General features: G+C 51.3%; 16 protein-coding genes. 3 read left to right on the forward strand and 13 right to left on the reverse strand.

Annotated features, from left to right (window positions below; all coding sequences use genetic code 11):
- Window positions 1-7: 7 nt before the first annotated feature.
- Both larC2 and H8S44_RS02305 read right to left on the reverse strand, forming a co-directional pair.
- Window positions 8-826, reverse strand: coding sequence for a nickel pincer cofactor biosynthesis protein LarC2 (larC2, locus tag H8S44_RS02300; protein WP_186872688.1), 819 nt, complete (start codon window positions 824-826; stop codon window positions 8-10).
- Entirely contained in the window at window positions 819-1,694 is an 876-nt protein-coding gene (locus tag H8S44_RS02305; RefSeq protein WP_243167449.1) for a LysR family transcriptional regulator, read from the reverse strand. The genes larC2 and H8S44_RS02305 overlap by 8 nt, the downstream gene beginning before the upstream one ends.
- A gap of 168 nt (window positions 1,695-1,862) precedes the next feature.
- Here H8S44_RS02305 and H8S44_RS02310 point away from each other — a divergent pair, with 168 nt between their 5' ends.
- From H8S44_RS02310 to H8S44_RS02320, 3 genes are read left to right on the forward strand one after another with little or no spacing between them, the layout of a single operon-like run.
- Window positions 1,863-2,432 carry a chromate transporter gene (locus H8S44_RS02310; RefSeq protein WP_186872686.1) on the forward strand — a complete coding sequence of 190 codons (570 nt, stop codon included), beginning with the start codon at window positions 1,863-1,865 and terminating at the stop codon, window positions 2,430-2,432.
- Complete coding sequence (locus H8S44_RS02315; protein WP_186872685.1) at window positions 2,429-3,001, forward strand: chromate transporter; 573 nt, start codon at window positions 2,429-2,431, stop codon at window positions 2,999-3,001. The genes H8S44_RS02310 and H8S44_RS02315 overlap by 4 nt, the downstream gene beginning before the upstream one ends.
- Window positions 2,998-3,474 carry a hypothetical protein gene (locus tag H8S44_RS02320; protein WP_186872684.1) on the forward strand — a complete coding sequence of 159 codons (477 nt, stop codon included), beginning with the start codon at window positions 2,998-3,000 and terminating at the stop codon, window positions 3,472-3,474. The genes H8S44_RS02315 and H8S44_RS02320 overlap by 4 nt, the downstream gene beginning before the upstream one ends.
- 1 nt (window position 3,475) lies before the next feature.
- On the opposite strand, the gene larC is transcribed toward H8S44_RS02320, so the two are convergent.
- The 11 genes from larC to H8S44_RS02375 form a co-directional block, all read right to left on the reverse strand.
- A complete protein-coding gene (gene larC / locus H8S44_RS02325) occupies window positions 3,476-4,339 on the reverse strand; it encodes a nickel pincer cofactor biosynthesis protein LarC (RefSeq protein ID WP_186872683.1) in 864 nt (287 codons plus the stop codon).
- Window positions 4,332-5,105, reverse strand: coding sequence for a nickel pincer cofactor biosynthesis protein LarB (larB, locus tag H8S44_RS02330; RefSeq protein ID WP_186872682.1), 774 nt, complete (start codon window positions 5,103-5,105; stop codon window positions 4,332-4,334). Before larB ends, larC begins: the two co-directional genes overlap by 8 nt.
- A gap of 33 nt (window positions 5,106-5,138) precedes the next feature.
- The gene (gene larE, locus H8S44_RS02335; protein WP_186872681.1) at window positions 5,139-5,954 is read right to left on the reverse strand and encodes an ATP-dependent sacrificial sulfur transferase LarE; all 816 of its coding nucleotides are present in this window, start codon (window positions 5,952-5,954) and stop codon (window positions 5,139-5,141) included.
- A gap of 43 nt (window positions 5,955-5,997) precedes the next feature.
- On the reverse strand, window positions 5,998-6,717 hold the full coding sequence (locus tag H8S44_RS02340; protein ID WP_186872680.1) for a sulfite exporter TauE/SafE family protein: 720 nt from the start codon (window positions 6,715-6,717) through the stop codon (window positions 5,998-6,000).
- A 9-nt stretch (window positions 6,718-6,726) separates the two neighbouring features.
- Window positions 6,727-7,515: a sulfite exporter TauE/SafE family protein gene (locus tag H8S44_RS02345; protein ID WP_186872679.1), complete on the reverse strand. Its 789-nt coding sequence runs from the start codon at window positions 7,513-7,515 to the stop codon at window positions 6,727-6,729.
- 8 nt (window positions 7,516-7,523) lie between these two features.
- On the reverse strand, window positions 7,524-8,273 hold the full coding sequence (locus tag H8S44_RS02350) for an ABC transporter ATP-binding protein (RefSeq protein WP_186872678.1): 750 nt from the start codon (window positions 8,271-8,273) through the stop codon (window positions 7,524-7,526).
- Window positions 8,274-8,292: 19 nt separating this feature from the next.
- On the reverse strand, window positions 8,293-9,060 hold the full coding sequence (locus tag H8S44_RS02355) for an ABC transporter ATP-binding protein (RefSeq protein ID WP_186872677.1): 768 nt from the start codon (window positions 9,058-9,060) through the stop codon (window positions 8,293-8,295).
- The gene (locus tag H8S44_RS02360) at window positions 9,033-9,851 is read right to left on the reverse strand and encodes an ABC transporter permease (protein ID WP_186872676.1); all 819 of its coding nucleotides are present in this window, start codon (window positions 9,849-9,851) and stop codon (window positions 9,033-9,035) included. Before H8S44_RS02360 ends, H8S44_RS02355 begins: the two co-directional genes overlap by 28 nt.
- The gene (locus H8S44_RS02365) at window positions 9,848-10,684 is read right to left on the reverse strand and encodes an ABC transporter permease (RefSeq protein WP_186872675.1); all 837 of its coding nucleotides are present in this window, start codon (window positions 10,682-10,684) and stop codon (window positions 9,848-9,850) included. The genes H8S44_RS02360 and H8S44_RS02365 overlap by 4 nt, the downstream gene beginning before the upstream one ends.
- Window positions 10,685-10,780: 96 nt before the next feature.
- Window positions 10,781-11,932 carry an ABC transporter substrate-binding protein gene (locus tag H8S44_RS02370; protein ID WP_186872674.1) on the reverse strand — a complete coding sequence of 384 codons (1,152 nt, stop codon included), beginning with the start codon at window positions 11,930-11,932 and terminating at the stop codon, window positions 10,781-10,783.
- A gap of 100 nt (window positions 11,933-12,032) precedes the next feature.
- Window positions 12,033-13,517 (reverse strand): lactate racemase domain-containing protein, encoded by a 1,485-nt coding sequence (locus H8S44_RS02375; RefSeq protein WP_186872998.1) that lies wholly within the window; start codon window positions 13,515-13,517, stop codon window positions 12,033-12,035.
- Window positions 13,518-13,541: the final 24 nt, after the last annotated feature.

Here is a 13,541-nt window from a genome sequence, read left to right on the forward strand (position 1 = left end):
CTCTTTCCTAAGCGAATCCGTCTGATACTTTCTCGGCTTCCGTTTTCGCCTCCTCATAGACTTCCCGATAGGATCGCCCCGTTTCCCGGGCGATCTTTTTTATATCTTCGTATTCGGGGTAACGTTTTTCGGTGGCGCCGTCTGGAAGCTGGCAGGCTTTGATGCGGACGGTGCCGTCGGGGAGCTCTACTTCAAAAAAGCGCCGCTTCAGGGCCTCCCGCTCCACCCGGTAGCGGCGGATGCCGATGGTGGTGGTCTCCCGGAAGAGGATTTCATCGATAGCGCGGATCCGATCCTCGGTGCAGAGAACAGACAGCTTATAGGCAGGGCGGTTTTTCTTCATGAAGATGGGGGTAAAAAAAGCGTCCCGGGCTCCGGCGTCAAAGAGAAGCTCAAGGGTGTAGCCCATGATCTCGCCGGAGCAATCGTCAATGTTGCTCTCCAGCATCCAGAGGTCGCTGCCCTGTTCCTCTTCAATGAGCATGGCCCGGAGAGTTCTGATGGCGCGGGTGCCGTTTGATAGGTTCACATAGCTTTTTCCCAAGCCGACCTTTTTCACGATAAACCGCTCCGGCCGCTCTCCGCAGGAGCGGGCTGCGATTGCCAGACCTGCGGCGTCAGTAGGACCTTTATCGGACCAAACTGGAGAAGCTGTGATTTTTTCTATCTGTAATGTTTCCATGAGGCTGTCTATCTGTGTAAGAATCTCTCCCTGCATGGATCCTTCTTCTGCTTCCACGCCGCCCGCCAGCTCTTTCAGCGCCTCCAGCACCATTTTCCCGGTGATTCCCTCGTAGCATTCCAGATATAATGTATTCTTACTCATGGCCGATCTCCTCTCCGTATTGTTTACATAACTCAATAAAAGTGTTCATATTACCGGTCAGGTATTTGCTTCTGTGATATACGATATTCAGATTCCGTTCCAATGGCTCTGTCAACTGCAACTGCAGGACACGTCCTTCCTGAATATCCTTTTTTACCAGCAGATAAGGAAGCACTGCCACGCCGATTCGTCTGGCCACCGCGCTGACGATGGCCCGGGTACTGGCACTCTCCATCATAGGATGTACGTTCAGCTGCTTCATTTCAAAACAGCCGTCCAAAATTTCCCGGCCTGCGCTTCCTCTCTCACGCATCAAAAACGGATATTCCGCCAACTGTTCCAGGCTTACGGATTTTTCAAATTCCAGCGGATGACCCGGAGGAATGATTGCACAAAGGTTATCCCGCATAAATGGAACTGTGCAGAGATCACGATGGGGAATCTGATTCTCGATCAATCCGATATCGACACCATTCTCCAGTACCTTCTGCTGAATTACATCAGATTTATTAATTGCGACTTCTATTCGCACCTCTGGCGCCTGTACACGAAGCTGCTGAAGCAAATCCGGAAGAATCTGTGTTCCGATGGTAATACTGGCTCCGATCCGTACGTTCCCGACAGCGTCCCAGTTTTTGACGCGCTGCTCCATTTCGTCAAACAAAGAAACGATATGCAGCGCATAGCCGAAGAACTCCTTTCCGCCTTCCGTCGGCAGAATCCTGCGTCCCATGCGCTCAAACAACCGGATTCCATAGTATTCTTCCAGCTCCTTAATGGCCAGACTTACAGACGGCTGCGCCAGGTGAAGCTCTTCCGCTGCCCTGGTCACATTACAATGCCTGTAGACTGCTACATAAATTTTCATATGTCTCAGTGTCATCCTGATTCCCTTATTTCCTTTATAATATTTTTATTATGATAATTATAAAATAATACTATTTTACATATGCGTCAACATTTCATATACTGTTTTTCGGAATAAATAACAGGACTTATCATGAAACGATTGGCAGAAATAAGGGAGGAAAACTGCATGCCCGAGAAAAAAAATATTTTACTGAAACTATTTATCTCGACCCTATATCTCAGTGCCTTTACCTTCGGCGGCGGATATGTAATTGTGACACTTATGAAGAAAAAATTTGTGGACGGCTATCATTGGATTGAAGAGGATGAAATGCTTGACCTGGTAGCAATTGCCCAGTCCTCACCTGGCGCTATTGCAGTCAATGGCGCAATTGTGATAGGATATAAGCTGGCTGGCCTGGCCGGAGCCTTGGTTTCTATTCTGGGAACTATTCTTCCGCCTTTTGTGATTTTATCTGTCGTCTCCGCCTTCTATACCACATTCCGCGACAGCTTTCTTGTGAGCCAGATGCTGGAAGGTATGCAGGCCGGCGTCGGCGCAGTCATTGCCGCTGTTGTATACGAAATGGCCGACGGTGTGCTCCACAGTCACAGTCTTCTCTCCAACTGTGTTATGCTGGCTGCTTTTCTGGCTTCCTGCATCCTTCAGATCAATGTAATCTACATCATTCTGGCCTGTGGTCTGCTTGGAATTACGAAAGCTTTCTATCGGAAAAGGAGGACTTCTGCGGCATGATTTATTTTGAACTTTTTCTTAGCTTCCTGCAAATCGGCGCCTTCAGCTTCGGAGGCGGTTATGCAGCCATGCCGCTGATTCAGGAACAGGTTGTGACTGGACATCACTGGCTTTCTATGACGGAATTTACGGATCTCATCACACTTTCCCAGATGACCCCCGGACCTATCGCTATTAATTCCGCCACGTTTGTGGGGCTGAAAATTGCCGGAATTCCAGGGGCGATTGTCGCAACTATGGGATGTATCCTGCCATCTTGTATCATTGTGACCCTCATTGCGTTCTTGTATCTCCGGTACCGGAATCTCTCTGCACTGCAGAGTGTTCTCGATACCCTGCGTCCTGCAGTTGTAGCCCTGGTGGCCTCGGCAGGCATCTCCATCCTGATTACTGCATTCTGGGGGAGCTCCGCTGCGATTGTCTTTACCAATACCCGCTGGAGTTTGGTGCTCATTTTTCTCATTTGCATAGTGCTCCTGCAAAAATGCAAAATGAATCCTATCGTGGTTATGATCCTGGCCGGTATTATGAAAACAGGTCTCTCATTTATACAAGGAGTATTCGTATGAAAATCATTGCAAAATATTATATAAACAACTATAAACTTTACACGGAGGATATGAAGCTTGTGGGACAAATCCGAAAAAATCTGACCCACGCCAAACAGCTTTCCGTTTTAAATGCTTCCGGAGAGTTCTTTGTCCAGATCGAGCAGAAAAATGATCACATTTTTCTGAACTATAACGACGGTTCTGTCGAAGATACACAGCTGCAATACCAGCAGTGTACCTCGCTTTTGCAGCCGCCCATGGCCTGTGCGCTGACACTAGATACAAAATGGGGAGACCTGAGTATAACCCAGACTCCCCACCGCGAATTCGAAGTATCACTGGAGCATCAGGAAATCGCTTTTCTCACCCGGATGACCGGAATCACAAAGGAGATCCATGTACTGGATGACACCATTCCCACGGAATTTTTCAGTGTCATTTTTACACTGGCTTTTCTGATGCTTCACGACGATGATATTGAAATCGTATAATTTATCTCTCTTCAATCAACATCGCCCGCAGAATATTTGTATTCTTATAAACGCGCTTTCCTGCGCCCATGCCTATTTTTTTCACCCGGTAGGCTTCCGGGATTCTTCCCTCGGAGAGGGCCGCGATGGCGGCTCCTGTGGGAGTTACCATTTCCCCTTCCTGATCGATCTGGCGGAAGGTCAGACCGTGGGCGGCCGCGATTTCCAGCACCGCCGGGACGGGCACCGGAAGGATGCCGTGCTGGCAGCGGATGTGTCCGCAGCCCTCCGTCAGTTCTGAAACTACGACTTTATCCACATTCAGCTCATCCAGACAGATGGCAGTGCCCACAATATCCACAATGGAATCCACAGCGCCCACCTCATGGAAGTGAACCTCGTCAATGGAACGACCGTGTACCTTGGCCTCGGCCTCGGCCACTGTGCGGAACATCTGCAGGGATAACGCTTTCACCCGGGGCTTCAGATCCGCTTCCAGAAGCATCTTCTCGATGCCGGCCCAGCTGCGGTGTACGTGGGCGGGCAAGTCGCCGTGGCTGTGGGCCTCGTCGTGTACATGTCCGTGATCGTGGTCATGGGTATGCTCCCCGTCGTGCGGGTGCTCATGACTATGCTCATGATGCGCGTGGTCGTGATCATGACTGTGTGCCGGAACCTCCTGCTCCAGTATCACATCAAAGTCCTGAACTTCCAGGCCGTTCTTGAATACTCTCTTAAAAGAAAGCTCATAACCATCCACCGGCAGCTTCGCCAGGGATACCCTCAGATTCTCCTCCGTAGCGCCCAGATCCAAAAGGGCCGCCACTGTCATATCTCCGCTGATTCCGGAACGACATTCCAGGTATAAGGTATTTCCATCACTCATGAGTCTCATCCTCCTGCTTCTTCTGTCCCAGCGACAGTCGGTTAATCTGTGTGGCCACATAGGCAGCTCCGTAGCCATTGTCGATGTTCACCACCGTAATACCGTTGGCGCAGGAGTTCAGCATGGTAAGCAGGGCAGACACGCCGCCGAAGTTCGCTCCATAGCCCACGGAGGTGGGAACCGCGATAACCGGCACGTCCACCAGTCCGGCTACCACGCCCGCCAGGGCTCCTTCCATACCGGCCACAGCCACCACGCAGCTGGCGTCTTCAAAGGCCGGCATATTGGACAGCAGACGATGAATGCCCGCCACGCCCACATCGTAAAGCCTCGTGACCTTCGTGCCGAAGAACTCCGCCACCTGAGCGGCTTCCTCCGCCACCGGAACGTCCGCGGTTCCGCCCGTGCATACCACGATGCGGCCCTTCAGTTCCTTTTCTCTTTTTTCCACTTTCAGGATCCGGGATACTTCATCCCATTTTGCCTCCGGCAGAACGACCTGTACAGCCTCATACTGCTCTCTGGTGGCCCGGGTGCCCAGCACATCGATGCCCTCTCCCGCCAGCGTCTGGTAGATCTTCACCAGATGCTCTGTGGTCTTCCCCTGACAGTATACCACTTCCTCAAAGCCCTGACGGACCTTACGGTGATGATCCAGCTTGGCAAATCCGAGATCCTCATAGGGTAGATTCTTCAGTTCTGCCTCCGCCTGTTCTATGCTAATCTCATTATTTTTTACCTGTGTCAAAAGTCTGGTCACATCCATAAAGCCGTCTCCTTTGCCGTTTATTTTATCTCTTTACTTTTTGGTCAGCACCTCATTCATGCTGCCCATACGATAACCTTTCAGATCCAGGGCCACATAAGCGTATCCCAGTCCCTTCAGAGTCTGATCAATCTCTTCTCTCAGCCCGGATGCAAAAACCTTCTCCACATCCTCTCCGGTCAGCTCCAGTCTGGCCAGATTGCCATGAACCCGCACGCGCAGCTGTCCGAAGCCCAGTCCGCGCAGATACTCCTCTGCCCGTTCTACCTGCTTCAATTTCTCTACGGTAATGGGTTCGCCGTAAGCGAAACGGGACGCGAGACATGCCGCAGACTGTTTCTCCCAGGTGGGAAGTCCCCACTCCTTTGACAGCTCCCGAATCTCCGCCTTGGTAAGTCCTGCCTCTTTCAGCGGACTCTTTACCTTCTGCTCCTTTACCGCACGCATGCCGGGACGGTAATCGCCCTCGTCATCCGCGTTGGTTCCTTCTACGATCTCCGCTGCGCCTTCCTGCTTCGCCACTTCCCACATTCTTCCCAGGATGGCCGTTTTGCAGTAGTAACAGCGATCCGGCGGGTTCTGTGCGAACTCTTTTAAGTCGCACTCCGGGAAATCAAACATTACATGACGGATGCCTTCCGCCTTCGCCAGCTCCGCCGCCTCTTTCCACTCTCTCTCGGGAATGGCGTGGGAACGCGCCGTAACGGCTACCGCCTTGTCTCCCAGCGCCTTGTGCGCCGCTTTCATCAGAAAAGTAGAATCCACGCCGCCGGAGAATGCCACTGCGACGCTTTCCATGTCTTCCAGATTCTTCATCAGCAAAGCAAGCTTTTCATGTAATGTGCCCATAAGTCTCACCGCTTCCTTTCTGTGTTTTTCCGTATCTTTTATATTATAATACAGCTACAGCACCTGACGCCAGTAGCAAAATATAAGTCAACAGCAGAAATTTCTCCGCTGAAATTTTCTGAACCAGTTGATTTCCCAGCCAGACCGCCATCAGAAACGGCAGCACAGAAATCACAAGAATCCTTCCCGTCTGCGCTGTAAAATATCCGGCCTGATAATGGTCGTACAGCAGAAAGGAGTTCAATACCACCCAGACCGCTGACACAGTAGCCCGAAACTCCTGCTTCTCATGGAGGGCCCAGACTGCGTACACCACCAGGAAGGAGCCGCCGGAAATAAACATGCCGTGAATCATGCCTGCCATCACCAGGCAGAGATACAGGACCGCAGGCGGCATCTGAATCTCTTTTTTCACAAACAGCTTCTTCAGCGCGATAAGAATAATAATCACACCATAGAGCTTAAGCAGGATATCCAGCTTCAGCATATAAAACAGACGGATGCCCGTATACATGCCAATTCCCATGAGGGCCAGGATCTTCAGAAGCTCCTTTTTATTGATGTCCCGCCAATAGCGGACCGCCACATAGACGCAGCTGGCGCCGCTGACGATACTGACGATGGCCTTGGCCGGTCCCACCCCAATCAGGCGGATCGAGGGCGGCATGGCCAGCATGGCACCCGCGAATCCTGTTATGACCTGAATGGTGTTTGAGATAAAGATAGTGATAAAGAAAAGAATATATCGGAAATATTCTGCCATACTTTTCTGTTACCCCATAAATTTCCATATATTGTAGATATTAATAAAGATAATCACGACCATGATGCCCATAAACAGCTTATCCACTGTCCGATCCGGAAGCTTTTTATTCAAGGCTCTTCCTGCGATTCCACCACAGATGCCTCCCCCTGCCATCAGAATCAGGAGACCGATACCGAACTCCGGCACGTTTCCCTTTATGAGCGACGACAGGAGACTGGCGATCTGTGAGAAGAATATGATATAGAGGGAATTCTCTGCGGCTGTCTTCGTGGTCATGGAAAAGAAGAAAAATAGCACCACCAGATTGATGGGGCCGCCGCCGATTCCCAGGAAGGACGACATAATTCCCAGCACCATACCGATGACAGCACAGCAGATCATGTTGCTGATATGAAGTGTTTTTACTTTGCTTTTAAATATGGTATACACCAGGGTTCCCACGGTAATCAGCATCAGGCACCCTGCCTGAATGGCTCCTACCCGGTTCTTATCCGGACTCACCGCGAGCACCCAGGAGAACATGGCCTTTCCCAGTAGTCCACCCACGGCAGCTCCCAGAGCCAGGGGCATGCCCGTCCTCTGATCCACTTTCGACGTACCGCTCAGCTTCCCCTTCAACACCGAATAAGTCGTCATGGAAAGAACGGTACAGCCGGACAGGAAGCTGATAACTTCCACGTCCAGGATTCCGATGGCATCCAGTACCGGTTTGATCACCACTCCGCCGCCGATGCCGCAGATGGCTCCGATGACGGACGCCAGGAAACATACGATAAAAAATATAAGATATACCACCGGTTACCTCACCACCATTTAATCTGATCTGTGATATGGTTACGAATCTCGATGAAATCAGGCGCCGTTACGTCACGGGGATGGGGCATATCAATATGTACTTCCTCTTTGATCTTTGCCGGCTTATTGGTCAGAATCAGAACCCGCTCTGCCAGATAGGTGGCCTCCTCGATATTATGGGTGATAAATACCACGGTGGTACCCATTTCCTTCCAGAGACGGATAACTTCGTCCTCCAGATAATAACGCATCTTGATATCCATCTGTCCATAGGGCTCATCCATCAGTAGAAGGTCCGGCTGCATGGCAAAAGCGCGGCCGATGATGATACGCTGGGCTGTGGATACGGAAAGCTGATGTGGATAGCTGTTGCGGAACTCCTGCAGTCCCATCAGATCCATGATCTTCTCCACCCGGCGGTCGATCTCATCCTTGGGCAGCTTCTTGATCTCCAGACCAAAGCGCAGATTCTTCTCTACTGTCAGCCAGGGCATGGAGGACGGCTCCTGGAATACGACAGAGATACTGTGCTTCTTGGGATCCGCCGGCTCGCCGTCGATATACAGCTCGCCCTGGGTAGGCATGTAGATTCTGGTCAGCAGATTCAGGAATGTGGTCTTGCCACAGCCTGTGGGGCCTACCACGCAGAGGAACTCGCCCTTTTTGATATTGAAGGATACATCATCCAGTACATGCAGGCTTCCGAAATATTTTGTCAGATGGTCCACGCGGACCTTGATATCTTCGTTCTTGTCCATAGTCTCTTCCTCCTCCTGCTTACAGTGCCAGATCTGTATTGTCCGAAATCTCGCTGCGAACCTTCAGGAATTCCGGATCCGTCATATTTCTCGGACGCGGCAGATCCTTCAGATCATAGATCGCCTTTACCTTCGCCGGGCATTTACTCAGAACCACGATTCGGTCTGCCAGGTAGACAGCCTCCTCGATGTTATTGGTTACAAAGATAATCGTACGCTTCTCCTGCTCCCAGATACGGAGGACCTCGTCCTCCATGGCGTAACGGGTCTGGGCATCCAGCTGTCCGAAGGGCTCATCCATCAGCAGGATCTCCGGGTTATTGGTATAGGCCCGGGCGATACCCACACGCTGTTTCATACCGCCGGAAAGCTCATGGGGATAGGAATTCTCGAATCCGGTCAGGCCCACCAGGTCGATATACTTCTGGGCGGTCTTACGGCGCTCCTCCTTGCTTACTCCGGCGATTTCCAGGCCGAACTCCACGTTGGCCATAACTGTCCGCCAGGGCATCAGGTTCAGGGACTGGAATACCATGCCGATACGGCTGTCACTTCCGTGGATTTCCTCTCCGTCCAGATAGATTTTACCGCCTACGGGTTTCTCCAGACCCGCGATCATATTCATCAGTACGGTCTTGCCGCAGTAGCCGGGTCCCAGGATTACCAGGAACTCATTGTTATAGATTTCCAGAGAAACATTGTCTACCGCATCCTTGACTCCGTCTTTTACTACATAACTCTGGCAGATGTTTTCCAGCTTTAAAATGATTTTTTTCTTCTCGTCCATGGACAGATCATCCTTTCTGCAAATTGTGTAATAATAGCCAGAAGTGCTCCTACGAGACCGATTGCGATCATACCTGTCAGTACAAGCGGCATATCAAGAGAATCCATACCTCTGGAAATCAGGAAGCCGACGCCCGCGTCTGCACCCAGCATCTCTGCCGCAAGTACTACCATCCAGGCTGCACTGGTGGAGGTTCTTACGCCCGCGAAAATGGCGTCCAGAGCGGAGGGGAATGCGATCTTCATCAGACGCTGTCTCGGTGTGGCGTTAAATACGGTTCCCACATCCAGATACATTTTTTCCACGCTGCTCATACCGGCTTCTACATTTACGACGATACAGGCCAGGGATCCAAAGATAACGATAAGGATCTTCGGGAACTCGCCGATACCAAACCACAGGGTAATCAGCGGAATCCACGCCAGAGGCGGAACGGCACGGAACGCATTGAACAGCGGTCCGAAGAAAGCTCTCGCTCTCGGGCACCAGCCCAGGAGTACACCAAAGGCGATACCTGCGGTCCAGTCAAAGAGCAGCGCCAGGCCGATACGGCGGAGGCTGACGCTCACATGACCGATGAGAGTACGTTTTTTAATGGGTTTCAGAAACAGTGCCCTGGTTCTCTCCCACACCTCAGAGGGCGACGGGAAATCCGAATCGCCGGAGGATGCCAGCAGCCACAGGCCAATCAGCAGCAGCACTGAGATAATCGGTAATATTTTGTATAACATCTGCAGACGCTTCTCTCGGATCTCTGCAGCGCTTAAGATTTGCTGTTTGTTCTTTGTCATAGTTTTTTCCACCCCAATACTGCATTTTCCAGAAGATTAATGAGTGCCGAAATGATAACGCCCAGAACTCCGATTACCACGATACCCATGATAACCAGGTCCACGCGGCCGTAGGAACGTCCCATCAGAATCATGTAACCCAGACCGCTGGAGGATGCCAGCATTTCCGCTGCTACCAGGGTCGCCCACGCGTTTCCGATGGCTACCTTGACGCCTGCGAAAGTCATGGTCATGGATGAGGGAATACCTACCTTCCAGAATATAGTGAAATAGGAAGCTCCACAGGTCTTTCCCACATTTTTCAGCACCTCTTTAGTCTGCTTGATACCCGTATAGGAGTTAATCAGACAGGGAACAAAGGCGGCAAAGAATACGATGAATGCTTTTGCCTGAAGTCCTACGCCCAGCCATACGATGGTCAGCGGAATCCAGGATACCGGCGGAATCGGGCGGATGATCTCGAAAATCGGTCTCATGAAGCTGTCGAAGCCACGATACCATCCCATGAGCCATCCCAGGGGAATGCCGATGACCACTGCCATTCCGAAGCCGCAGAGGGCTACCTCCAGACTGGACCATACATTGACTAACAGAACCGCTCCATCCGGATTCGGATCTGAGAATTTCAAAATAAATAACTTTAATACAGATAATACATCTGTCAGTTTTTTACTGTCTACAATACCACTGATTGCAAAAAACTCCCAAAGCAGAAAGAAGAACAAAATTCCACTGATAGAAAGCATGGTGTCGCGATAAGTAATTTTCTTTTTCTGATCCTGAACCAGCTTTACACGCTGTTCATTGGTCAGAGCATTTGTTGTCTCATTCAAAATAATCCCTACTTTCTGTCTGTAATCAGAAATCGGTCCGGCACACGGTCCGAAGTCCTTTTTGTGTGCCGGACCGGATTTTCATTTACAAAGCTCTTACTTGCCTAACAGTTCCTTTGCAGCTAATGCTACAGACGGGTCGATTCTCTGGTCATCCAGATATCTTGTACGGTCTTCGTTGGTGTACTTGCCTTCGCTGATGAAGAAGTCCAGACCTACCAGAATGTCCTTCTCAGCCTGCAGAAGCTCTCTCTTGGTGTAAAGGCCTGCGTCATCCGGGCTGGTCTTGGTGTAAAGGTCGATCCACTCGTCTACAGACGGTCCGCGGTACCACTCCATGGTACGAAGGGCGATATCCTCGTTGCACAGGAAGCCTTCCTCGTCGCAGTGCTCCAGATACCAGTCAGCTGCCTGCTGCATGTTGTCGTCAGACTCATATACCCACTCTGTTGCTCTGTGGAACAGGGTACATGCGGTTACGACCAGGTCGAAGTTATTCTCCATCACATCCTTCTTTGCAAAGGTACCGCAGGGCATCTTGATGCCCAGCTGGCCGGAGTCAGTGATACGGACATGGCCTGCATCCTCAGCGGAAAGGGCGATGGCGTTCCAGCATCCCAGAGCATCACCGGTACCGCCGTTGAAGCCGGTTAAAGCGTTGGAGTTGTCCATGTTTACGCTCTCCACGTCTGCCAGGGTCAGTCCCATGTTGTTCAAATATTTCGCAATAACTGCCTGCACAGTGGTTCCTGCCGGGTAAACGATGGTTGCGCCCTTCCAGGCTGCCGGGTCCTCGGGGCTCTTCGCAATATCAGAGCCTTCTCTTGCGAATACTGCCAGGTTCTCTTCGTAATCTGTGATGTCTACCAGGGAGAAGTCGTAACCGAAGAGACCGTTTGCCAGTCCGCCCAGACCGCAGGATGCCATATCCCACTCTGCGTTTGCCTCCATCATGGCCGGTCCGCCGGTGAAGCATACATACTCCACATCGATGTTCAGTGCATCGAAAGCGCCCAGCTTATCCGCAAACAGAAACGGATAGGACAGCGGAGATCCGGTGAAGAAGCCAAGTCTTAAAGTCTGTCTCTCTTCAAAGGGTGTGAGACCTTCCGTCAGTTTTGTCACCTCTTCGGATGCCTCGGCTGTGGTCTCCGCATCTGCCTTGGTGTCGGCTGCTCCGCCTCCTCCACAGGCTGTCATGGACAGAGCCATGGTTCCCGCCAGCAACAATGCAATCGCTTTTTTCATTGTAATACCTCCCATTATATAATTTTATTTTCAGAGCACCTCTGCTCTGTGTTTCACCTTCTTACTGTTTTCAACGGATTTTTACTGCTCCGGAATCTGATTAGCATCCACAGTCATGGCAGCCGTTGTAGCCATCATAGCCCTCGTCCTTCATGCACAGATGAACCGCGCCCACTTTGAAGGTCTTCGGCAGCGCCAGGATATTCGGGTTCGGTCCCACGAATTTCTTCTTAGCGTCCTCCAGTGCCTCTTCAAAGGTAGCTCTGGTCTTCAGACCCATGCTTCTTGCGATACCCGGCTCCTGTGCTCCTACGATGTAGATTGCGGAGGTGTTCATTTCCGCAATGTGTCCGCAGGACATCATGGAGAAGCCATGGAACGGATGGAACGCGTTGGCGAAGCGGTATTTACGGATATATTCCTCGTTGGTAGCGAAGTACTCGCCGTAACGGTTCATATCCGGAAGGATGTTCATATAATCATGCTGGAACATCTCATACTGCTCTCTTAAGTACGGCCATCTTTCGTCATGGAAGTAACCGTTGCAGGCAGAAGATACGATGAATACGCACTTGTCGCTCATGACTCTCTTATGGCGGATCACCTGTGCGCTCAGAGCCTGCATCAGCTGGATGGGGTTGGTTCCCATGCCGTCGCCGTAGTGGAAGTTCTGGGGCATACCGAATACGACCACATCGTACTTCTTTTCCGCCCAGGGTACATATGTACGCTTGTCAGCCACTTCCCAGGACGCGGGCATCATCTCTTTTGCGTATCCGGAGAAGATGGCGATCTGACGGGAATAAGTATCCAGTACTGCGTCGCAGCAGAAGAACTTCTTGCCCATGCACTTCTCCATGTGCATACCGATCTCATTGAACTTGGTACGCATCAGGTTGTGGCCGGATACCGGTGTGAAGTCCGCTCTGTGCATAACGTCCGGTACATGATGGGTTGCGATGGATCTCCAGTGGGTGATACCGGTGGTGCAGTGCTTGTAGCCGCCTGAGTAGCCTCCGTAGGGATTTCCCTGTGTATGTCCGATAAGGATCGCTACGTCAGACTCGTATACGGCCTTGTTCATGATGACGCGGTCGCCGCGATCCGTGCAGCCTAAATCTACCAGATTGTCATAGTCTTCCGAGTCGTGGCTGGTGATCTGACCGCTGTAGTAGAACTCGTTAAAGAGCTCATCTCCCAGGATCTGCTTTGCTTCGGGAACGGTGGTTCTCGGATGCAGACCATTGGAGAAGATCAGAAGAATGTCTTTCTTCTCTACGCCTGCTGCATAAAGCTCTTCCAGAATTACTTTAATCGATACTTTCCGGTGCGAGGTGGGCTGGCAGCCTCCCTTTACGATATCCGGGATTACGATGGTAACCTTGCTTCCCTTATGGGCAAGCTCTGAAAGCGGCGGCATGCCAATGGGGTTCCGAACAGACTCTCTTGTGGCTGCTACCAGAGATTCCATATCCTGGGGCAGACAGGGCGGATCCGGCACGGTCTCGCCGGGGATAAACACGTCGGTGTTGTCGGGCAGGTTTGCACTCATCATGCCGTTTCCATATTCAAAATCCAGTTTCATCGTCGTCATTTCCTCCTGTTGTTT

The sequence above is a fragment of the Anaerosacchariphilus hominis genome (assembly GCF_014290175.1).
In the GTDB taxonomy this organism is placed as follows: domain Bacteria; phylum Bacillota; class Clostridia; order Lachnospirales; family Lachnospiraceae; genus Laedolimicola; species Laedolimicola hominis.

Bases quoted from the DNA above. Each gene is read 5' to 3' on its own strand.
- larE (WP_186872681.1), bottom strand. From the start codon at position 5,954: ATGGGCACATTACATGAAAAGCTTGCTTTGCTGATGAAGAATCTGGAA.
- H8S44_RS02305 (WP_243167449.1), bottom strand. From the start codon at position 1,694: ATGAAAATTTATGTAGCAGTCTACAGGCATTGTAATGTGACCAGGGCA.
- H8S44_RS02310 (WP_186872686.1), top strand. From the start codon at position 1,863: ATGCCCGAGAAAAAAAATATTTTACTGAAACTATTTATCTCGACCCTA.
- H8S44_RS02320 (WP_186872684.1), top strand. From the start codon at position 2,998: ATGAAAATCATTGCAAAATATTATATAAACAACTATAAACTTTACACG.
- H8S44_RS02370 (WP_186872674.1), bottom strand. From the start codon at position 11,932: ATGAAAAAAGCGATTGCATTGTTGCTGGCGGGAACCATGGCTCTGTCC.
- larC (WP_186872683.1), bottom strand. From the start codon at position 4,339: ATGAGTGATGGAAATACCTTATACCTGGAATGTCGTTCCGGAATCAGC.
- H8S44_RS02350 (WP_186872678.1), bottom strand. From the start codon at position 8,273: ATGGACAAGAACGAAGATATCAAGGTCCGCGTGGACCATCTGACAAAA.
- H8S44_RS02315 (WP_186872685.1), top strand. From the start codon at position 2,429: ATGATTTATTTTGAACTTTTTCTTAGCTTCCTGCAAATCGGCGCCTTC.
- H8S44_RS02355 (WP_186872677.1), bottom strand. From the start codon at position 9,060: ATGGACGAGAAGAAAAAAATCATTTTAAAGCTGGAAAACATCTGCCAG.
- H8S44_RS02360 (WP_186872676.1), bottom strand. From the start codon at position 9,851: ATGACAAAGAACAAACAGCAAATCTTAAGCGCTGCAGAGATCCGAGAG.
- H8S44_RS02375 (WP_186872998.1), bottom strand. From the start codon at position 13,517: ATGAAACTGGATTTTGAATATGGAAACGGCATGATGAGTGCAAACCTG.
- H8S44_RS02340 (WP_186872680.1), bottom strand. From the start codon at position 6,717: ATGGCAGAATATTTCCGATATATTCTTTTCTTTATCACTATCTTTATC.
- larC2 (WP_186872688.1), bottom strand. From the start codon at position 826: ATGAGTAAGAATACATTATATCTGGAATGCTACGAGGGAATCACCGGG.
- larB (WP_186872682.1), bottom strand. From the start codon at position 5,105: ATGGATGTGACCAGACTTTTGACACAGGTAAAAAATAATGAGATTAGC.